The following is a 20,357-nucleotide window of genomic DNA, read 5'->3' as shown; positions in this document are numbered from 1 at the left end:
GCCGGCGGACCGTGGCGGCACCGGTGGAAGGCGGTGGAGCGACGATGAGGGGCGACCACTCGGTGAAGCAACTTCGGATCGGGGTACTGGTCGGCCTCTTCCTCGGGGCCGGCGTCCTGTCGTGGGCGGGCGCGCGCCTCTGGGACTCCGTCGGCACCCTGCCGAGCGTGCCGCTCGCGGCCCCCGTCGTGCTGGCGCTGATCGCCGTCGTGCTGGGGGCGACGGCCCTCTCGCTGCGGTCCCGGCTGCTGGCCCAGCGTGAGCGGCAGCCCGGCGCGAAGGGCGTCGACCCGCTCGTCGCGGCCCGCGCGGTGGTCTTCGGGCAGGCCAGCGCCCTGGTGGCGGCCCTGGTCGCGGGCGTGTACGGCGGCGTGGGCCTCTTCCTCGTGCTCGCCGAACTCGACGTCCCGGCCCGCCGCGACCAGGCGATCTACGCCGGGGCCTCGGTGGTCGCCGGGGCGGCCGTGGTCGCCGTGGCGTTCTTCCTGGAGCGCGTCCTGAAGCTCCCCGAGGACGACGACAACGACCACCGGGGCGCGGCCCGCGCGTGACCCCGCCGGCGCGGCGTACGCGCACCCGCGCGGCGAGCGCCGGGTACGAGGCGCTCGGGCGGCTGAGGCGCCCGGCCGCCGGGCGGCTGCCCCTCCGCGGTGGCTGTCCGGCCGTCGGCCCCGGGGCGCGGGTGCGCGCCTTCCTCCCGCCCGGCTCTCCCGCCCGCCGGGGCGTTACGCGTCGGCGACCGTCTGGAGTTCCACGGCGGCGCGGGGGATGTCCTGGGCGTCGGCGTCGATGGAGCGGCGCAGGGCCTCGTGGAGGCGGGCCGGGGTGAGGACGCCGAGGAAGCGATCGCCGTCCAGGACGGCGATCCAGCCGGCGTCGTGCTGGAGCATGGTGCTGAACGCCTGCTTGAGCGAGGAGCCGACCGGAAGCCACGCCTCCATGCGCCGGGCGTGCTGCTTGACCGTGCCGCCCTCGGCGGCCGAGGCCGCGTCCGCCAGGATCCAGCCGTGCAGGTTGTCCTGGTCGTCCAGGACGACCGCCCACCGGGCGCCCTCGGCTGCGAGGTGGGCCGCGGCCCGGGGCAGCGGGTCCTCCAGGTGGACGACGGGCGGCTGTTCCAGGTCGCCGGGCTCGATGGGGGTGACCGTGAGCCGCTTCAGGCCCCGGTCGGCGCCGACGAAGTCGGCCACGTACGGCGTGGCGGGCGAGCCGAGCACCGCCGCGGGGGCGTCGAACTGCTCGATGGTCCCGCTGCCGTAGACCGCGATCCGGTCGCCGAGCCGCACGGCCTCCTCGATGTCGTGCGTGACGAACAGGACCGTCTTGCGGACCTGCGCCTGGAGCCGCAGGAACTCGTTCTGCAGGTGCTCGCGCACGACCGGGTCCACCGCGCCGAACGGCTCGTCCATCAGCAGCACCGGCGGGTCGGCGGCGAGCGCGCGGGCCACGCCGACGCGCTGCCGCTGGCCGCCGGAGAGCTGGTCGGGGTAGCGCTCGCCGTACACCGAGGGGTCGAGTCCGACCAGGTCGAGCAGTTCCGCCGCGCGCTCGCTCGCCTTGCCGCGCTGCCAGCCGAGCAGGTGCGGCACGGTGGCGGTGTTCTCCAGCACGGTCTTGTGCGGGAAGAGGCCCACCTGCTGGATGACGTAGCCGATACGGCGGCGGAGCTGGACCGGGTCGATCGTCGCGATGTCCTCGCCGTCCAGGAGGATCCGGCCGCTGGTGGGCTCGATGAGCCGGTTGACCATCTTCATCGTGGTGGTCTTGCCACAGCCTGACGGTCCGACGAGTGTGACCAGCTCACCTTCCGCGACCTCGAAGGACAGGTCGTCCACCGCGGTGGTGCCATCGGCGTAGCGCTTGCTGACGTGCTCGAAGCGGATCATGGGTCCCCATTGTCGCCGTAATCGTTGAAGAACATATTGCGCTCTCGTGGCGGCCTGACTCGATTGTCGGTGCTCGGGGTTAGGGTCGCCAGGCATGGGACCGGCGTGTGCCGAACGCGCGGGGCATGAGACCGGCACGGGCGGGGGAGGTAGGCGGTCATGAGTGCGAAGGGCTGTCTCGCGGCGAACGAGTGGATCTGCGGTGAGTACGTCCGCACGCGGAGCCAGGAGCTGACGGACGCGACGGTGCAACACGTGTGGATCACCGCGGTCTCCGTGGGCATCGGCCTGCTCGTGGCGTTCCCGCTGGCGCTGCTCGCCCGCCGCTGGCGCGCCGCCGCCGGGCCCGTGCTGAGCCTGACGACGGTGTTGTACACGGTGCCGTCGCTGGCCATGTTCGCGCTGCTGATGCCGGTGTTCGGGGTGTCGGCGGCCGTGGTGGTGACGGGCCTGGTGCTCTATTCGCTGACCATCCTGGTGCGCAACATCCTGGCCGGCCTTGAGTCCGTGCCGGCCGACGCGCGCGAGGCCGCCCGGGGCATGGGGTACGGGCCGGGGAGGCTGCTGTTCGAGGTGGAGCTGCCGCTGGCGCTGCCCGCGCTGATGGCGGGCGTGCGGATCGTGACCGTCTCCACCATCTCGCTCACCACGGTCGGCGCGATCGTCGGCTTCGGCGGCCTGGGCAACCTGATCTACGACGGCATGGACAGCTTCTTCAAGGCCCAGGTGCTCACGGCCTCCGCCATCTGCGTCGTCCTCGCGGTCGTCGCCGACGTGCTGTTGCTGGGCGTGCAGCGGCTGCTGACGCCCTGGGCCCGGACGCGCGGCGGGGACGCCGGCAGCGGGGCCGGGAAACGGATCGGGACCCGGCGCGTGGCGCGCGCCGCGAAGGCGGGCTGAGGACGATGGACGAGATCACCGGCGCCTGGGACTGGCTGACCACCGGCGCCAACTGGGCCGGCTCCAGCGGCGTGTGGCACCGCCTGGGCGAGCACATGTACCTGACCGTGGTGTGCCTGGCCATCTCCTGCGCCATCGCCCTGCCCGTCGCGCTCTACCTGGGCCACATCGGCAGGGGCGGCGCGCTCGCGGTCAACATCTCCAACGCCGGCCGCGCGGTGCCCACCTTCGCCGTCCTGGTGGTGCTGATGCTCACGCCGCTGGGCAAGCACGGGGACGTGCCGACCATCATCGCGCTGGTGCTGTTCGCGGTGCCGCCGCTGCTGACCAACGCCTACGTCGGGATGCGCGAGGCGGACCGGGACGTGGTCGAGGCCGCGCGCGGCATGGGCATGTCCGGCTGGCAGCTGCTCGGCCGGGTCGAGCTGCCGCTGGCCTTCCCGCTGATCATGACGGGGCTGCGGACGGCCGCCGTGCAGGTGGTGGCGACCACCACGCTGGCGGCGCTGCCCGGCGGCGGCGGCCTCGGCCGCATCATCACGGCCGGCTTCAACACCTACGACACCGGCCAGGTGGTCGCCGGAGCCGTGCTGGTCGCGGGGCTCGCGCTGCTGGTCGAGGGCGTCCTGGTGATCGCCGAGCGGCTGCTGAGCCCGGTGCCGGCGCCGGTGCGCGCGGCCAAGCGGCGCGCGGAGCGCGAGCGGCGCGCCGAGGAGCGGGTGGCCCCGGCCACGGCGGTGAAGTTCGCGGCGGGCGGCACGGCCGTGGTGGTCGCGCTCGGCGCGGTCGTCGTCGGGTACGGCGGCCGGAGCCTGGAGGACTCCTCGGCCAGGGGCGGTGGCGGCAAGGGCTCGGTGGTGGTCGGGGCGGCCGGTTTCACCGAGTTCAAGGTCATGGCCGAGCTGTACGCCCAGATACTGGACGACGCCGGGTTCTCCGCCTCGATCCAGCCACTCAAGGCCCGCGAGCTGTACGAACCGGCCCTGGAGAAGGGCCAGATCGACGTCGTGCCGGAATACGCGGCCACGCTCGCCGAATTCCTCAACGCCAAGAAGAACGGCCCCGACGCGCCGGCGAGGAATCCCGTCGCCTCGGACGACACGGACAAGACCGTCGCCGCGCTGAAGAAGCTCGCCGAACCCCGTGGACTGAAGGTGCTTTCCGCCGGCGACGCCATCGACCAGAACGCGTTCGCGGTCACGAAGGAGTTCGCCGAGAAGCACGACCTGTCCACCCTCTCGGATCTCGGCCGGTCGAATCTCAAGATCAAATTGGCGGCGGGCGACGAATGCGTCGAGCGCCCGTTCTGCGCGCCCGGACTGGAGAAGACCTACGGCATCGACGTCGCGGAGGTCGACCCCAAGGGCGTGGGCACCGTGCAGTCCAAGCAGGCGGTCAAGGACGGCACCGACGACATGCTGCTGACCACGACGACGGACGCCACGCTGGAGGACTTCGGGCTCGTTCTGTTGCGGGACGACAAGGGTCTGCAAAACGCCGACAACGTGCTCCCCGTGGTCAACGCGAAGGACGCCGGCGGTGCCAAGCTCGAAGCCGTACTCGACAAGCTCACCCGGGTTCTGACGACCCAGGACCTGGCCGACATGAACCGCGCGGTGGACGCCGACCGGGAGAAGCCCGCGGATGTCGCCAAGGACTATCTCGAGAAGAAGGGATTGCTGGCGAAGTAACCAGGGGGGAACAGATCGCGGGGCGGGCAGCGCGGCGCGACGTACGCACGGTAAGTTTCAGGCCATGCCACGTGGACGCCATCGTCATTCCCCGCCTCTGCACCGGCTGCTCCCGCCGCTGACCGTCGCAGGTGTCTCCACGGCCTGCGCGGCGGCGGCGTGGCTCGTCGGTGAACCCCTACTGGTCCGTTCGCTGGCCACGGCCGCCGCCGTGGTCGCGATCGTCGGCGCCGTGCTGCTGCGCAGCTGGGACAACGCGGCCGGCAAGCAGGTCGCGGACCTGAACAGCGCCCGGCTGCGCGACGAGTGGCGCACCGAGGAACGCGTGGCGGAGCTGGAGTCGGAGGCCGACCGGGTCCGCGCCTCGCGCGGCAAGCTGGAGGCCAAGCTGCGGGCCCGGCGCGCGGAGCTGGCCCGGTTGCGCAACGAGCACGCCGCGCTGCTCCGCCGTTACGCCACCGCCGAGACCGAGCGGGCCCGGACGCTGGAGGACCGCCGGCGCCTCGCGCTTGGCGCCCCGTCAGCCGCGCCCGAGTTGGACGCGTCGCCGACGGAGCGGTCGGCGGCCGAGGGGGCCCGGCCCGGCCCGGTCACCTATCGGCAGGCGGCCACGGCCCTGCGCCACCTGGCGCGCAACGCGGCCCGCCAGCGCGCGGCGGCCGACGCGGTGTCACCCGACACGGTGACGTCCGGCTCGGTGTCGGCCGGCTCGGAGCGGTCCGACGCGGCGGCTCCCACGAAGGCGCGCGGCGCGGCGACTCCCGATGTGGCGACGGTGCGGTTGAAGGTCTCCGACGCGGTGCTGCTCGGCACGGTGGTGGACCCGGCGGCGTCCACGGCGGCGCCGGAGGCGGCCCAGCCGACCGAGCGGACCGAGAGCGCCGCCCCGGCCCCGGTGGTCGCGGCCTCCTCGGCCACCCCGGAGCGGGCCGGCGCCGAGCTGGCCCCGGCAGGGCCGATGCCCGCCGCGCGGGCCGACGCCACGCAGGCGGCGGAGCGGGTGCCCGCGGCCGACGCCACGCAGGCGGCCTCCGCCGCCGGGGGCGCGTCCGGGGAGCACAGCCGGGCCGGCGCCGCGCCGGCTCCCACGACGCCTTCGGCCGTACCGGCGGAGGACGTCGCGACGCGGGCCCCCGCCGCCCAGGCGGCCGCGGCCGCGACCCGGACCCCCGCCCCGGCCGCGGCGCCGGGCGGTGCGCGGCGGGCCCCGGCCCCGGCCTCGACACGGGGCGACGTACGGCAGGCTCCCGCCGCCTCGAACACCCCCGCCCCCGGTGCCCCGGCCCCGACCCCGGCCGGTCAGCCCGTCGCGACCCGGCCCACACCGTCGCGGGCCACTCCCACCCGGCCCGCCGTGGCCCGACCCGCCGCGACCCAGCCCGCCGCAGGCCAGCCCGCGGCGGCCCGGTCCACGTCGGAGCAGGCTCCCGCCGCGCGAGTGGCCCCCGGTTCCGCCGCCGAGGCGGCGCACGCCGCGCAGGTGGCCTCGGCCGTGGTGGCGCCGCCGGCGCAGGCGGCCTCGCGGACCGCGCCGCAGTGGCGGCCGGCGTCGCGGGCCGTCGGCGGGTTCGACTTCTTCGGCAACGAGCCGGGTTCGCCGGCCGCCCGACGGGCCGCCGCGCTGGAGGACGACCTCGCGGACGTCGTCGGCGCGGAGGCCGTAGCCGACCACGCGGCGCACGCCGACAAGGCCTCCGACGCACCGGAGACGCCCGAGGAGGCCGAGCCCGCCGAGGAGCACGGCGTCATCGACCTGACCGCGCACGACGAGACCGAGCAGATCGACCTGGCGGAGTTGCGCGGCGCCATCTCGTAGCACCCGGCGACATCCACGGAAGAACGGAAGGGCCCCCACAGCGGGGCCCTTCCGCGTACGTCGCGCTCCCCACGCGGCGGCGCCACACCCACCCCCGAACCCCCGCACCCGGCAGAAGCCCCCCGCCCGGCAAGGCCCCACGCCCGCCGGGGGCCCGCACCCGGCGAAGCCTCTCGCTCGGTACGAGCCACGCGCCCGGCAGGGGGCACTGGTCGGGCCGCGCGTGTCCAGGCAGTTGGCCACCCGACCCCGCCGCTTGCCTGGCAGGGGCCACCCACCCGACTCCCGCACCCACGCAGCTGGCCCGGTCAGCCCCGCGCTGCCCACCCGGGCCCCACGCGGAGCGGCGACGCACACCCCGCCCCGGAGCCCACCGAGCTGGCCCGCTACGGGCCACCCACCCGGCGAAGCTTCCCGTCCGGTACGAGCCACCTGCCCGGCAGCGGTCACTCGCTCGACAGCGGTCACGCAGCCGGGCCGCGCTGATCCGGGGCACTCCACCACCCGGGTCCTCCTCGTCGCCCAGTGGCAACGCACGCACACCCGGAGCCCACCGAGCTGGCCCGCTACGGGCCACCCACCCGGCGAACTCTCCCGCCTGGCAAGGCCCCTCCGCCCCACAGCGGTCACCCGGGTCGGGCAGCGGGTATCCAGGGCAGCCGGCCCGGCCGGGTGCTCCGCCCACTCGGGCCCTGCCCGTCGTGGTGACGCACGCACTCGGAGGTTCACCGAGCCGGCCCGCCAAGGTGTCACCCACCCGGCGAAACCTCCGTCCGGCAGGGGCGCTTACCCGTCCGGCAGGGGCCACCCGCCCGGAGAACGGCGTGCGCTCGGTAGGGGGCCGGCACCCGGCAACGCTCGTTCAGCTGGCTCGCGCGTACCCGGCCGGTCGGCCCACCCTGGTCGCCGAGGGTCACTCACCCGGCGAAGCTTCCCGTCCGGTAGGAGCCACCTGCCCGGCAGCGGTCGCTCAGCCGGGCCGCGCGTGTCCAGGGCAGCCGGCCCGGGCCCTCCCCGTCGCGTAGCGGCAACGCACGCACCCCGGAGTCCACCGAGCTGGCCCGCTACGGGGCACCCACCCGGCGAAGCTTCCCGCCCGGTACGAGCCACCTGCCCGGCAGCGGTCACTCAGCCAGGCCGCGCTGATCCGGGGCACTCCGCCGCCTGGGCCCTCCCCGTCGCGTACCGGCAACGCACACACGGCCGGAGGCCACCGAGCCGGCCCGCGAAGGAGTCACCCACCCGGCGAAACCTCCGTCCGGCAGGGGCGCTTACCCGTCCGGCAGGGGCCACCCGCCCGGAGAACGGCGTGCGCTCAGTAGGGGCAGGCGCCCGGCAACGCTACGTTCAGCCGGCTCGCGCGTACCCGGCCGGTCGGCCCAGCCTGGCCGCCGAGGGTCACCCACCCGGCGAAGCTTCCCGCTCGGTACGAGCCACCTGCCCGACAGTGGTCGCTCAGCCGGGCCGCGCTGATCCAGGGCACTCCGCCGCCTGGGCCCTCCCCGTCGCGTAGCGGCAGTGCACACACGGCCGGAGTCCATCGAGCTGGCCCGCCAAGGGCCACCCACCCGCCGAAACCTTCCGCTGGCAAGGCCCCTCCGCCCGACAGCGGTCACCCAGCCAGGCCGCGCGTACCCAGGGCAGCCGGCTCGGCGGGCACTCCGCCGCCCGGGCCCTCCCCGTCGCGTACCGGCAACGCACACACGGCCGGAGGCCACCGAGCTGGCCCGCCAAGGGCCACCCACCCGCCACAAGGGCCCCCGCCCGGCAGGGCCCACCCACCCAGCGAAGCCGCACCCGCCCGGCAGGGCCCACCCATCTGACGATGCCCCATCCACCGCCAGGGCGCCCCGCCCGGCAGGGCCCACCCGCCCGCGAGGGCGCCCCCGCCCGGCAGGGCCCACCCACCCAGTGGCGGGCCGCCCACCGCGTGCCCTCTACCCGTGGCCCCCCGCCAGGGTTACTTGTCGATGTCGCCGACGACGAAGAAGAGGGAGCCGAGGATGGCGACCATGTCGGCGATCAGCGTGCCGGGGAGGAGGTCGGTCAGGGCCTGGATGTTGTTGAAGGAGGCGGAGCGCAGCTTGAGTCGGTACGGGGTCTTCTCGCCCTTGGAGACCAGGTAGTAGCCGTTGAGGCCGAGGGGGTTCTCGGTCCAGGCGTACGTGTGGCCCTCGGGGGCCTTGAGGACCTTGGGCAGGCGCTGGTTGATGGGGCCGGGCGGGAGTTCGGCGATCCGGTCCAGGCAGGCTTCGGCGAGGTCGAGCGCGTTGTGTGTCTGGTCCAGCAGGCACTCGAAGCGGGCCAGGCAGTCGCCCTCGGTGCGGGTGACGACGCGCAGCGTGTCGCGCAGTTCGCCGTACGCCAGGTACGGCTCGTCCCGGCGCAGGTCGAAGTCGACGCCGGAGGCGCGGGCGATCGGGCCGCTGACGCCGTACGCGTGCACGGCCTCCGGGGACAGGACGCCCACGTCACGGGTGCGGCCCCGGAAGATCTCGTTGCCGAGCACCAGGTTGTCGTACACGTCCATCCGCGCCTGCGCCTCGGTCACCGCGGCGCGCGCCCGGCCGAGCCAGCCGGCGGGCAGGTCCTCCTTGAGGCCGCCGACGCGGTTGTACATGAAGTGCATCCGGCCGCCGGAGATCTCCTCCATGACGGCCTGGAGTTGCTCGCGTTCGTGGAAGGCGTGGAAGACGGGCGTGATGCCGCCCAGCTCCAGGGGATAGGAGCCGAGGAACATCAGGTGGTTGAGGACGCGGTTGAGCTCGGCGAGCAGGGTGCGCGTCCACACGGCGCGCTCGGGCACCTCCATGCCGAGCATCCGCTCGACGGCGAGTACCACACCGAGTTCGTTGGAGAAGGCGGAGAGCCAGTCGTGCCGGTTGGCGAGCATGATGATCTGCCGGTAGTCGCGCGCCTCGAAGAGTTTCTCCGCGCCCCGGTGCATGTACCCGATCACGGGCTCGGCCCGCTCGATCCGCTCGCCGTCGAGCACCAGTCGCAGGCGCAGCACGCCGTGCGTGGACGGGTGTTGCGGACCGATGTTGAGCACCATGTCGGTGCTCTCCGCCGCCCCGCCGATGCCGACTGTCGTCTCCGTCATGGGCCTAGTCTCTCAGCTCGCTCCGGGGCGCCCGGCCCGTCCCCGGGGGCGTTGGGCAGCAGGTCGCCGACGTCCAGCGGGCCCACCGGCTGGCACAGCCAGCGGAAGCCGCCGAGCCCCGCCGGGTCGGTCAGCTCGGCCGCCTCGCCGGCCGCGCCGAGCGCCCGCAGATAGCCGGTGGGGTCCGTGCTGGCCAGCGTCAACGGCGGCCGGCGCCCCGAGACGCCCAGCGCGCGCAGCGCCTGCCGCTGGGTGCGCCAGCCGGGAGCGTGGGCCCCGGGCAGCTCCCGGGCGCCCGCCGCCGCGCACGCGTCGAGCGCGACGTGGGTGGTGAGGTCGCACGAGCCGTCGGGTACGGGGGGCACCTCGCGGCCCGCGTAAAAGCCGGTCAGGGTGCCGTACGGGGGGCGGCTCGCGCGCGCGTGGGCGTAGTCGACCGCTACCGCGAGCCCGCCGGCCAGGGTGCGCGCGGCGCGGGCCCAGGCGGCGTCGCGGGGGGCACCGATCTCGGCCCGCAGTCCGGGTTCGGGGCCCAGCGGCCACCAGTCGGCCAGCCACGCGGCGTCGGCGCCGGTGACCGGCGCGCCCAGCTCCTCCGAGCCGTCCGGGCCCACCAGCACGGTGCGCGGCACGCCGTCCGGGTCCACCTCGACGACGTCCACCGGCACGTTGTCCAGCCACTCGTTGGCGATCAGCAGCCCGGTCAGCGTGCCCGGCGCGGGCAGCGTGGCGTGCCACGCGACGCGCGGGTCGAGCCCGGCGGGCCGCTTGGCGCGCTCGACGGCGTACGGCCGCAGCCGGCCCACCAGGCCGCGGGTCACCCCGCCCCCGCCGGCCCCCCGGGGCGAACGCACCCCACCCGCCCCACCGGTCTCCCGTACGCCGTCGGGCGCGTACGCCTCCCCGGCCGCGCCACTGCCGTACGCCGTCCCGGTCCCGTGCGGCGGGTGCGTCTCGGCCGCCTCCAGCGCGCGCAGGACGCCGGTGAGGAGTTCGCCACGGCCGGCGCCCAGGTCGAGGAGGGCGAGTTCGACGGGGTGGCCGAGCGCGGCGTCCACGCGGGTCAGCAGCGTGGCGACGGCCCGCGCGTACAGCGGTGAGGCGTGCACGGAGGTGCGGAAGTGGCCGGCCGGGCCCTCGGGGCGGTGGTAGAAGCCGCCGGGCCCGTACAGCGCCCGCTCCGTGGCCACCCGCCATCCCGTACGGCCCGCGCCCGGGCCACCGGGCGGTACGTCGGGCGGTACGCCAGGCGATGCGTCGGCCGCCGGCGGGGTCGCCGGCGCGGGGCCGGTCGTCGGCCGGCCGGCCGCGCCCGCTCGGGGGTCGGCGCCGGGTGCGCCCCCGGCGCCGGCCCCCCGCGCGCGGGCCGCGCCCCCCACGCCGTCGCCCGTGGAGCCGTCGCCCGTGGAGCCGGTGCCCGTGGGCCCGGAGGGGGGCCGGTGGGCGGCCCCGTCGGTGGGCGCTTCGGCGCCCCGTTCCCTCTCGTCGCCCGTCACCGGTGCACCCGCCTTCCTGTCCGCCCGTCGTCGCGCGGGCCGCGTGGCCCGACACGATCATCGCGGCCTCCAGGACAGGCAGGGCTCACCACCCCGCCCCGTCCGCCGCTGACCTGCGTCGGGACGCCGACGGGAGACGGCCGGGGGCGCACACCGGGCACCCGGTCTCCACCTTGGGGAGTACGCGAGGGCGTACCGGATCGACCGTCCGGTTGACCCCTGCACGTACCTTCCCTGCCTACGCTGGGTGACGTGCAACGTCTCTACGACTTCCTCCGCAGGCACCCCACCGGTGTGGACGGCTTCTGGGCCGTCATGCTGGCGGGGCTCGCCGCGCTGTGGGTCCTGGAGGCGGGCGGGCCGGGCCGCGAGCAGCGGCTCGTCGCCGCGACGCTGTGCGCGGCCCTGTGCGTCGCCAGCGCGCTGCGGCGGAAGGCGCCGGAGAAGATGCTGCTGGTGGTCACGGTGTGCGGGCTGCTCCAGCTCGCCACCGACGTGGAGATCAACCCCGCCGACTTCGCCATGCTGGTGGTCATCTACACCTGTGCCGCCAACGGCGCCCGCTGGGCCTCCTGGTTCGGTCTGGTCGGCGGCCTGATCGCGCCCACCCTGGCCGCCGTGCGCTGGCCGCCGGAAGCGCAGACCGACTGGCAGCGGCTCGTCTCCGTGTTCTTCATGACGATCCCCTTCGCCCTGGCCTGGGTGCTCGGTGACTCGATCCGTACGCGCCGCGCCTACTACGCCCAGCTTGAGGAGCGCGCCGCGCGCCTGGAGCGGGAGCGCGAGGCGCAGGCGAAGGTGGCCGTGGCCGGCGAGCGCGCCCGCATCGCCCGCGAACTGCACGACGTGGTCGCGCACAACGTGTCGGTGATGGTGGTGCAGGCCGACGGCGCGGCGTACGTCCTGGACGCCGCCCCCGAGCAGGCCAAGCAGGCCCTGGAGACGATCTCGGGCACCGGCCGGCAGGCGCTGGCCGAGATGCGCAGGTTGCTGGGCGTGCTGCGGACCGGGGAGGGCGCCGAGGGCGGCGAGTACGTGCCGCAGCCGGGTGTCGAGCAGCTCACGGAGCTGGTCGAGCAGGTGCGCGGCGCCGGCCTGCCGGTCGACTTCAGGGTGGAGGGCGAGCCGCGCCCGCTGGACAGCGGCGTGGAGCTGACCGCGTACCGCATCGTGCAGGAGGCGCTGACCAACACGCGCAAGCACGGGGGGCAGCACGCCGGGGCGACCGTCCGGCTCACCTACGCCGACACCGAACTGGACCTGCTGATCGAGGACGACGGCCGGGGCGCGGGCCGCGAGCTGTACGAGGCGGGCGGCGCCGACGGTCTCGGCCACGGCCTGATCGGCATGCGCGAGCGCGTCGGGATGGTCGGGGGCCGCCTGGACGCGGGAGCCCGCAGCGGCGGCGGCTTCCGGGTGAGCGCCGTGTTGCCGCTCAAGCCGGGCCGGTGAGCGGCGGTGACCGGCGCGTCGGGTCCCGCGCGTACGGTGTGCCCCATCGCCCCATCCGCCACGGCCCCTCGCGGGGCGGGCCCGCCCCCACGGGCCCCCGTCTCCCGCCGCCACACGCCGCGCCCGCCCCAAGAACCCGAAGAACCTGAAGAAAGAGAACCGGACCGATGCCCATTCGCGTGATGCTCGTCGATGACCAGGCCCTCCTTCGTACCGGCTTCCGCATGGTGCTCGCGGCCCAGCCGGACATGGACGTCGTCGCCGAAGCCGGCGACGGCCTCGAAGCGCTGGAGGTGCTGCGGAGTACGCGGGTGGACGTCGTGCTGATGGACGTGCGCATGCCCCGACTGGACGGGGTGGAGGCCACCGCGCGCATCTGCGGCGTGGAGGGCGCGCCCAAGGTGCTCATCCTGACCACGTTCGACCTCGACGAGTACGCGTTCTCCGCGCTGAAGGCCGGCGCCGGCGGCTTCATGCTCAAGGACGTGCCGCCCGCCGAGCTGCTCACCGCCATCCGCGCCGTGCACAGCGGCGACGCGGTGGTCGCGCCCAGCACCACGCGCCGGCTGCTCGACCGGTTCACGCCCATGCTGCCCAGCAGTGGCGCGGCCGAGGCCGAGCGCTCGGAGATCGGCAAGCTGACCGACCGGGAGCGCGAGGTCATGTTGTTGGTGGCGCAGGGTCTGTCGAACGGCGAGATAGCCAAGCGGCTGGTGCTCTCCGAGGCGACCGTCAAGACCCACGTGGGCCGCATCCTGACCAAGCTCAACCTGCGGGACCGGGTGCAGGTGGTGGTCCTGGCGTACGAGACGGGGCTGGTCCGCGCGGGCGGTACGCCGCAGTAGCGGCGGGGCCGGGTGCGCCCGCCCGGCCCCGTGGGTCCGGGCGTGGCGCGGGGGCGTACGCCGGGGCGGCGGGGTCGCGGCGCGGGCCCGTGGCGGGCGGGGTGTGTGCGCCGGGCGCCTGCCGCCTAGCGCAGGACGGCCTCCAGGAAGTCGGTGCCCATGCGTGCCACGGCCGTCAGGTCGAGTTGGTGCTGGACGTACCGGCCGCGCCGGCGCGTGGTCAGCAGCCCGGCCTTCTTCAACACGGCGACGTGCCGCGAGACCTCGGGCGCGGTGATGCCGTGCGCGTTGGCCAGCTCGCCGGTGGTGTGCGTGCCCCGCGACAGTGTGCGGCACAGCATCATGCGCACCGGGTGGGCCACCGCCTCCAGGCGGAGCTGCACCAGTTCCAGGGCCTGCGGGCGGGGCAGCTCCGGGGAGCTGACGGGGTAGTGCACGACGGGCCGCCAGCCCGGGGCGTGCAACACCAGCAGGTGCGGCCAGCCGAACGCGCTCGGCACGAAGGTGACGCCGGCGCGCTCGCCGGGCAGCAACGCGCTGGTCTGACCGGTGGCCAGCTTGTCCGCCACGATGCGCTGGCGCTCGGTGTCGAGCGAGAGCGCCGGCGAGACCTCGGCCAGCGCCTCGGCCAGCCCCTTGTGCCGCAGCACCTCCGCCTTGTGGCGGGCGTCGGCGGCGAGCTGGACCCGCACCCGCTGCCAGGTGTCCGCGAAGAACGCCTGCTCACAGTCCTCGAAGAGGCGACGCAGCCAGGCGCGCACGGCGGGCGGGTCGGCCAGGATGCGCTCCACGAACGCCGCCTGGCACGGGCCGCGCGCCGCCGCCCGCTCCCGGGTCCGGTCGCGCTCGTCCGCGTCGTGCAGCGGGCTCGGCCGCGCCCGCCCGTAGCTGGCCGCGCAGGAGATCTCCAGCGCGGCCGTCACGAACTCCTCCTCCGGCATCAGGTCGAGCTGGTCCAGGTCCTCGGCCAGCGTCGCGCCCGGAGTGGGCGGCAGCATGATGTCGGAACGCGTCGTACGCCACAGGAAGTCGGCCTCCTGGAGCCGGTCGGCCAGGTCGGGCTTGAGGGCGCAGGCGGTGGCGGTCGTCCAGTTGTGCAGCCCCGGGTGGTGCGCGGGCTCGGACAGCGCGTGCAGCGCCGCGCCCAGCTCCGCCAGCGGGGACGGGGCGAAGACGATGCGCTCGGGGGGCAGTCCCGCGATGTCGATGGTCACACTCACACCACCTACTGTGCACTGCCGCGACCCAGCTCAGCGCTCACTTGACTGCCTTCGTCAAACGAAGCGACGCGCTTGGCGGGGCTGTCGCAGGGTGAGGCCATGGACGTCACCCAGCAGTACGCACTCGACCTCTACCGCAGCTCACGGCAGGGCGTGCCCGCCCCGCCCGCGCCCGGCCGCCACGACTGGCGGGTGGTGGGTGAGCTACGCGAGTACCGGAGGTTCCAGGCCGTGGTCGCCGAACGCGCCGTCGGCCGGGGCCCGGTGCCCCGCCTCCTGCGCGCCGCCCGTGGCACCCTGACCCGCTGGCTGCACCCCGCGGCCAGCCGGGGCAGTACCGCCACCGCCCGCGCGGCGGTGACCGCGACCACCACCGGCGCGGAGCCGGCGCACTCCGCCGCGCGCCCCCGCGCCGAGGCGCCCGCCCCGTCGCCCGGGCCCGCCGCGCGCCAGCCCGCGCCCGGCGCGCTGACCACGGCGATCGACGCGAACACCACACCCGCGACGCACCCGGCCGGGACCTCGTCCCGAGCCTTTCTGTGCGACGCGGGGGCGTGCCGCGAGACGGCGTAGGCGCGGCGGGCCGGGCCTGGCCGGGCCCCGGGGGCACGGCGGGGCGCGCGGGGGGGGACGGGTCGTGTTCTTCGCGATCTCCTCGCGTCGGAAGTGTTCACGCGCGCGCGTGCGTGCGAGGCAGCGCGTAGCGCGAGTCCGGGAGCCGTGTGTGGGGGCGGGTGGGGACGCGGCCGATGGGGCATCCGTCTCCGTCCGCGCGTCCGCCGCGCGGGTGTGCGGGTGTGCGGGTGCGCGGGGATCGCGCGTCATCGAGACGAACCGGAGCGGTCGCGACGGACGCGCGCGTGCGCGTGGGGACGCGCGGGCGGCGGCGTGGTAGCGGGGGAACGGAGCGGGCGGAGGCGGCGACGGGGGAGTACGCCGCGGCCGTCACGGGGGCGGCGCGCGTGGCCGGGGGTGGCCGCGCGGGCCGCCCTCCCCGCGTGTCGGCTGCCGCTCCCCGCCCGACGACTGTTCCCCCTTGCCCTACGTGCGCCCCTCGACTCTCGGCCGTCGCCCCGCTGTCGGCCGTCGCCCCGCGCGTCGGCCGCCCTCGGCTGTCGGTCGTCGCGCGGCCGGCGGGTCTCGCCCCACGGCATCGGGGTGGTCGCTCGCGGGTTCCGGGGTGCGGGTGCGGGTCGGGGGCGCCAGCGTGGGCTCCGGCTCGCGTGGCGGGCGGTCCACGGGCTGTCGGTGGGGACGCGTGGCGGCCGGGGCGGGGCGTGGTGCCTGGCCTCGCCCCGGCCGCCCCCGTGACGGGTTCGCGCTGGTGGCGAGGGGTGTGACAGGCAGCGGGCGGGGTGCGCCGGTCCGCGCTCCGGAGCGTGTCCTACGAGGTTATCCACAGGCTCTGGGCACATCAGGAGCCCGTTGTGGGCACTCGCGTAGCATGGCGCTCAATCGTCCGGTACCCCTCGCGGACTGGAACGGAAGGCCGTCGCTCCGTGAACCCACACCCCCTCCCAGACCCCCAGGACCGACCCGCCAGGCTCACCGTCGGTGTCGTCGGCACGGGCAGGGTCGGGCCCGCGCTCGCCGCCGCGCTGCGCCTGGCCGGGCACCGCCCGGTCGCCGCCTCCGGCGTCTCCGACGCTTCCGTGCGCCGGGCCGCCGCGCTGCTGCCCGAGGTGCCGCTGGTCACCCCCGCCGAGGTGCTGGCCCGCGCCGAGCTGGTGCTGCTCACCGTGCCTGACGACGCGCTGCCCGGCCTGGTCGAGGGGCTGGCCGAGACCGGCGCGATCCGCCCGGGTCAGCTCCTGGCACACACCTCGGGTCGGTACGGGACGGCCGTGCTCGACCCCGCGCTGCGGGCGGGCGCGCTGCCGCTGGCGCTGCACCCGGCGATGACGTTCACCGGCACGGCCGTGGACGTGGAGCGGCTCGCGGGATGCTCGTTCGGCATCACCGCGCCCGAGGAGTTGCGGCTGGCCGCCGAGGCGCTGGTCATCGAGATGGGTGGCGAGGCGGAGTGGATCGCCGAGGAGGCCCGCCCGCTCTACCACGCGGCGCTGGCCATCGGGGCCAACCACCTGGTCACGCTGGTGGCCCAGGCGCGGGAGCTGCTCCAGGAGGCCGGTGTCGGCGCGCCCGGCCGCATGCTGGGCCCGCTCCTCGGCGCCGCCCTGGACAACGCCCTGCGCAGCGGTGACGCCGCGCTGACCGGCCCGGTCGCGCGCGGCGACGCGGGCACGGTCGCCGCCCACGTGGCGGAGCTGCGCCGGCGCGCGCCGGCCGCCGTGCCGGGATACCTGGCGATGGCGCGCACGACGGCCGACCGGGCCCTGGCGCACGGCCTGCTCAGGCCAGAGCTCGCCGAGGACCTGCTGGAGGCGCTGGCGCACCACGGGGACGAGGAGCCGCGCGGCGGTGGCGGCGCGGACAGTGCGAACGGTACGAGTGGAGGCGGCCGATGAGCCCGCGACGGTGGAGTGAGGCCAACACCGGGGGGCCGGACGTCGAGCTGTGTACCGGCATCCGTGACTACGAGGAGGCGCTGAGCCCGCACGCGACGCCCGGCCGCACGGCCGTGGTGATGACGATGGGCGCGCTGCACCGTGGGCATGCCTCGCTGATCCGCGCCGCGCGCGCCCGGGTCGGCGACGAGGGCCTGGTCACGGTCACGGTCTTCGTGAACCCGCTGCAGTTCGGCGCGGGCGAGGATCTCGACCGCTATCCGCGCACGCTGGAGGCCGACCTGGAGGTGGCGGCGGAGGCCGGCGCCGACATCGTGCTGGCCCCACCGGTGGCCGACGTCTACCCGGGCGGTGAGCCCGAGGTGCGGATCGCGGCGGGCCCCACGGGCGAGCGGTACGAGGGGGCGTCCCGGCCCGGCCACTTCGACGGCGTGCTGACCGTCGTCGCCAAGCTGCTCCACCTCACCCGGCCCGACGTGGCCTTCTTCGGCGAGAAGGACGCGCAGCAGCTCGCGCTGATCCGCCGCATGGTGACCGACCTGAACTTCCCCGTCCACATCGTGGGCGTCCCCACCGTGCGCGAGCCGGACGGCCTGGCCCTCTCCAGCCGCAACCGCTACCTCTCGCCCGCCGAGCGCGGCACGGCCCTGGCCCTGTCCCGGGCCCTGTTCGCGGGCCGCGCGGCGCTGGCGGCGGCGGCGGCGGACGGCCCGGCAATCGCCTCGGCCCAGGCCGCCCCGGCCGGCCGCGCCTCGGTCAACGGCGCGGTGCGGCCGTCGGCCAGCGGGCCGGCGGGCGGCTCGCCCACCCCGGCCGGCGGCGAGCCGACCGCACCGGCGGGGCGATCGCTGCCCGAGCACGTGCGGGAGGCCGCGCGGGCCGTGCTGACCGAGGCGGCCGGCGCCGATCCGTCGCTGGTCCTGGACTATCTGGCGCTGGTGGACGCGTCCGGCTTCACCGAGATCGGCGCCGACTTCAGGGGCGAGGCCGTGCTCGCCGTCGCCGCCCGCGTCGGCGCCACCCGCCTCATCGACAACGTACGCCTGGAGTTCGCACAGCAGGGGGCCACGTCATGACCCGTACGGACGACGGCGTACGCCCCGGCCCCGGCACCGCCGCGACGCCCCCCGGCGCCGGGGCCGCGGCCGACGCGCGCCCGAGCTCCCGGTCCCCGGCGCCTCCGGGGCGCCAGGCAGCCGCCGAGCCCACCGACCCCGGCCCGGTCGAGCCGACCAGCCCGGCCGAGCCGGACGCCGTGCCCGGCTCCCGGCCCCGGCTGCACGCGCCCGCGCCCGGGTGGGCGATCGACGCCGACGTGGTGGTCGTCGGCTCCGGCGTGGCCGGCCTGACGGTGGCGCTGCGCTGCGCCGCCGCCGGTGCCTCGGTCACCGTGGTGACCAAGGCCCGGCTCGACGACGGCTCGACGCGCTGGGCGCAGGGCGGCATCGCGGCGGCGCTCGGCGAGGGGGACACGCCCGACCAGCACGAGGCCGACACGCTCGTCGCGGGCGCCGGCCTCTGCGACGAGGCGGCCGTACGCACCCTGGTCACCGAGGGCCCCGGCGCGGTCCACCGGCTGATCGGCACCGGCGCCCGCTTCGACAGCGACGCCGACACCGGCGCGATCCTCCTCACCCGCGAGGGCGGCCACCACCGGCGCCGCATCGCGCACGCGGGAGGGGACGCGACCGGCGCCGAGATATCGCGGGCCCTGGTGGACGCCGTCCGCGCGGCGGGCCCGGCCTCGGGGCCCGAGGCCCCCGCGCCGGGTGTCGCCGTGGCCGGCGGGCGCATCGAGACCATCGAGAACGCCCTGGTCCTCGACCTCCTGCGGGACGCGTCGGGCCGGGCGGCGGGCGTGACGCTGCACGTGATGGGCGAGGGGCGGCGGGACGGCGTCGGGGCCGTGCGGGCCCGCTCGGTCGTCCTGGCCACCGGCGGCATGGGCCAGGTCTTCTCGGCCACCACCAACCCCGCCGTCTCCACCGGTGACGGCGTCGCGCTCGCGCTGCGCGCCGGCGCCGAGATCTCGGACCTGGAGTTCGTCCAGTTCCACCCGACGGTCCTGTGGCTCGGCCCGGAGGCCGAGGGTCAGCAGCCGCTGGTGTCCGAGGCAGTGCGGGGCGAGGGCGCGTACCTGGTGGACGACGAGGGCATCCGCTTCATGGTCGGCCAGCACGAGCTCGCGGAGCTGGCCCCGCGCGACATCGTCGCCAAGGGCATCACGCGCCGGATGCTGGAGCGCGGCGCCCCGCACATGTACCTGGACGCCCGGCACTTCGGCGCGACCATGTGGGAGCGGCGCTTCCCCACCATCCTCGCCGCCTGCCGCGCGCACGGCATCGACCCGGTCACCGAGCCGATCCCGGTCGCGCCGGCCGCGCACTACGCCAGCGGCGGCGTACGGACCGACCTGCGTGGACGTACCACGGTCCCGGGCCTGTACGCGTGCGGGGAGGTCGCCTGCACCGGCGTCCACGGCGCCAACCGCCTGGCCTCCAACTCGCTCCTGGAAGGGCTGGTCTTCGCCGAGCGCATCGCCGCCGACATCACGCCACCCGCCCAGCCCGCCGCGTGCGCGCCCGCTCCCGACGACGCGGCCCCGCCGCACCCGGCCGGTCCGCACGAGGCTGCCCCGTCCGCCGCTGCCCCACCCGAGGCGGGCCCCCACGACGCGGCCCCGCGCGCGGCCGACGCCCGCCCGTCGACGCCCCCGAGCGAAGCCGGTGCGTACGAGGTCGCCGCGCACCCGACCAGCCCGCTGCTGGCGCCCGAGGCCCGGTTCGCCGTGCAGCGGATCATGACGACGGGCGCCGGAGTGCTGCGCTCCGCCGCGAGCCTGCGCCGGGCGGCGCGGGAGCTGGAGAGCCTGCACGAGGACGCCGCGCGGGAGCTGGCGGCCGACGGCAAGACCGCGGCACCCGGCGTCGAGACGTGGGAGGCCACCAACCTGTTGCTGGTCGCCCGGGTGTTGGTGGCCGCCGCGCTGCGGCGCGCCGAGACCCGTGGCTGCCACTGGCGCGAGGACCACCCGGACCGGGACGACACGGACTGGAACCGGCACCTTCTGGTCACCCTGCGACCGGATCGGGCGCTGACCCTGCGCACCACGCCCACCCCGGCCTTCCCGCCCGTACGCTGTGCCCCCGGGGCCGAACCCGCGCCCCGCGAGCACGCCCCCGCCCCGGCACCCACACCGACCTCACCCGGCCCGGTCGCCGCACCCCAGCCCACCCCGGCCACACCCGCCACCCCGGGCCCCTCCGCCCCGGCGTCCGCCCCGGACCCGTCCGCCGCCCCGGCCGCGCACCCGACGACACCGGCGCGCCCCGCGCGCGCCCCGGCCGACGCCCCGTCCGAGGGGGCCCCGCCGGCGCCCGCCGACGCCACCCCGCCAAACCCCCTCCCTCCCCCCGCTTCCCTTCCTAGGCTTCCTCTCGACGCAGTCAGTCCCACCGAGCCCACCCAGGAGCCGTGACC

Annotated in this window: 14 protein-coding genes and 1 pseudogene; 11 read left to right on the top strand and 4 right to left on the bottom strand. The window is 76.2% G+C overall.

Features of this window, described 5'->3' with window-relative positions:
* Positions 1–62 precede the first annotated feature (62 nt).
* Complete coding sequence (locus ACFVFR_RS21490) at positions 63–551, top strand: DUF3180 domain-containing protein (RefSeq protein WP_383704146.1); 489 nt, start codon at positions 63–65, stop codon at positions 549–551.
* Positions 552–725: 174 nt separating this feature from the next.
* On the opposite strand, the gene ACFVFR_RS21485 is transcribed toward ACFVFR_RS21490, so the two are convergent.
* The gene (locus ACFVFR_RS21485; protein ID WP_383704058.1) at positions 726–1,886 is read right to left on the bottom strand and encodes an ABC transporter ATP-binding protein; all 1,161 of its coding nucleotides are present in this window, start codon (positions 1,884–1,886) and stop codon (positions 726–728) included.
* A gap of 159 nt (positions 1,887–2,045) precedes the next feature.
* Here ACFVFR_RS21485 and ACFVFR_RS21480 point away from each other — a divergent pair, with 159 nt between their 5' ends.
* From ACFVFR_RS21480 to ACFVFR_RS21465, 4 genes and pseudogenes are all read left to right on the top strand, one after another.
* The gene (locus tag ACFVFR_RS21480; protein WP_383704055.1) at positions 2,046–2,786 is read left to right on the top strand and encodes an ABC transporter permease; all 741 of its coding nucleotides are present in this window, start codon (positions 2,046–2,048) and stop codon (positions 2,784–2,786) included.
* 5 nt (positions 2,787–2,791) lie between these two features.
* Positions 2,792–3,361, top strand: a pseudogene (locus ACFVFR_RS21475) (ABC transporter permease); the annotation flags it as partial.
* Positions 3,362–3,523: 162 nt separating this feature from the next.
* Positions 3,524–4,477 carry an ABC transporter substrate-binding protein gene (locus tag ACFVFR_RS21470; protein ID WP_383704144.1) on the top strand — a complete coding sequence of 318 codons (954 nt, stop codon included), beginning with the start codon at positions 3,524–3,526 and terminating at the stop codon, positions 4,475–4,477.
* Between the two features lie 64 nt (positions 4,478–4,541).
* A complete protein-coding gene (locus tag ACFVFR_RS21465) occupies positions 4,542–6,293 on the top strand; it encodes a hypothetical protein (RefSeq protein ID WP_383704052.1) in 1,752 nt (583 codons plus the stop codon).
* A 1,960-nt stretch (positions 6,294–8,253) separates the two neighbouring features.
* Here ACFVFR_RS21465 and ACFVFR_RS21460 read toward each other — a convergent pair.
* Positions 8,254–9,396, bottom strand: a complete 1,143-nt coding sequence (locus ACFVFR_RS21460) for an NADH-quinone oxidoreductase subunit D (RefSeq protein WP_383704049.1) — start codon at positions 9,394–9,396, stop codon at positions 8,254–8,256.
* A complete protein-coding gene (locus ACFVFR_RS21455; protein ID WP_383704046.1) occupies positions 9,393–10,586 on the bottom strand; it encodes an SAM-dependent methyltransferase in 1,194 nt (397 codons plus the stop codon). Before ACFVFR_RS21455 ends, ACFVFR_RS21460 begins: the two co-directional genes overlap by 4 nt.
* A 558-nt stretch (positions 10,587–11,144) precedes the next feature.
* On the opposite strand from ACFVFR_RS21455, the gene ACFVFR_RS21450 reads away from it, so the two are divergent.
* Together ACFVFR_RS21450 and ACFVFR_RS21445 are read left to right on the top strand one after the other, a co-directional pair.
* Positions 11,145–12,344: a sensor histidine kinase gene (locus tag ACFVFR_RS21450; RefSeq protein WP_383704043.1), complete on the top strand. Its 1,200-nt coding sequence runs from the start codon at positions 11,145–11,147 to the stop codon at positions 12,342–12,344.
* A gap of 167 nt (positions 12,345–12,511) precedes the next feature.
* Positions 12,512–13,189, top strand: a complete 678-nt coding sequence (locus tag ACFVFR_RS21445) for a response regulator (RefSeq protein WP_383704040.1) — start codon at positions 12,512–12,514, stop codon at positions 13,187–13,189.
* 125 nt (positions 13,190–13,314) lie between these two features.
* On the opposite strand, the gene ACFVFR_RS21440 is transcribed toward ACFVFR_RS21445, so the two are convergent.
* Positions 13,315–14,409: a DUF5937 family protein gene (locus tag ACFVFR_RS21440; protein WP_383704038.1), complete on the bottom strand. Its 1,095-nt coding sequence runs from the start codon at positions 14,407–14,409 to the stop codon at positions 13,315–13,317.
* Positions 14,410–14,508: 99 nt separating this feature from the next.
* Here ACFVFR_RS21440 and ACFVFR_RS21435 point away from each other — a divergent pair, with 99 nt between their 5' ends.
* The 4 genes from ACFVFR_RS21435 to ACFVFR_RS21420 all read left to right on the top strand — a co-directional run bounded on the left by ACFVFR_RS21435 (position 14,509) and on the right by ACFVFR_RS21420 (position 20,355).
* Entirely contained in the window at positions 14,509–14,982 is a 474-nt protein-coding gene (locus tag ACFVFR_RS21435) for a hypothetical protein (protein WP_383704035.1), read from the top strand.
* Positions 14,983–15,908: 926 nt separating this feature from the next.
* Positions 15,909–16,877, top strand: a complete 969-nt coding sequence (locus ACFVFR_RS21430; RefSeq protein WP_383704032.1) for a Rossmann-like and DUF2520 domain-containing protein — start codon at positions 15,909–15,911, stop codon at positions 16,875–16,877.
* Positions 16,874–17,953, top strand: a complete 1,080-nt coding sequence (gene panC / locus ACFVFR_RS21425; protein ID WP_383704029.1) for a pantoate--beta-alanine ligase — start codon at positions 16,874–16,876, stop codon at positions 17,951–17,953. The genes ACFVFR_RS21430 and panC overlap by 4 nt, the downstream gene beginning before the upstream one ends.
* Positions 17,950–20,355, top strand: coding sequence for an L-aspartate oxidase (locus ACFVFR_RS21420; protein ID WP_383704026.1), 2,406 nt, complete (start codon positions 17,950–17,952; stop codon positions 20,353–20,355). Before panC ends, ACFVFR_RS21420 begins: the two co-directional genes overlap by 4 nt.
* Positions 20,356–20,357 lie beyond the last annotated feature (2 nt).

Origin of the sequence: Streptomyces sp. NPDC057702 (assembly GCF_042799315.1) — a bacterium.
GTDB lineage: Bacteria > Actinomycetota > Actinomycetes > Streptomycetales > Streptomycetaceae > Streptomyces.
The sequence above is the reverse complement of the archived record's forward strand: the minus strand, read 5'-3'. Positions and strand labels throughout refer to the sequence as shown.

Bases quoted from the DNA above. Each gene is read 5' to 3' on its own strand.
- ACFVFR_RS21465 (WP_383704052.1), top strand. From the start codon at position 4,542: ATGCCACGTGGACGCCATCGTCATTCCCCGCCTCTGCACCGGCTGCTC.
- ACFVFR_RS21445 (WP_383704040.1), top strand. From the start codon at position 12,512: ATGCCCATTCGCGTGATGCTCGTCGATGACCAGGCCCTCCTTCGTACC.
- ACFVFR_RS21460 (WP_383704049.1), bottom strand. From the start codon at position 9,396: ATGACGGAGACGACAGTCGGCATCGGCGGGGCGGCGGAGAGCACCGAC.
- ACFVFR_RS21420 (WP_383704026.1), top strand. From the start codon at position 17,950: ATGACCCGTACGGACGACGGCGTACGCCCCGGCCCCGGCACCGCCGCG.
- panC (WP_383704029.1), top strand. From the start codon at position 16,874: ATGAGCCCGCGACGGTGGAGTGAGGCCAACACCGGGGGGCCGGACGTC.
- ACFVFR_RS21485 (WP_383704058.1), bottom strand. From the start codon at position 1,886: ATGATCCGCTTCGAGCACGTCAGCAAGCGCTACGCCGATGGCACCACC.
- ACFVFR_RS21480 (WP_383704055.1), top strand. From the start codon at position 2,046: ATGAGTGCGAAGGGCTGTCTCGCGGCGAACGAGTGGATCTGCGGTGAG.
- ACFVFR_RS21435 (WP_383704035.1), top strand. From the start codon at position 14,509: ATGGACGTCACCCAGCAGTACGCACTCGACCTCTACCGCAGCTCACGG.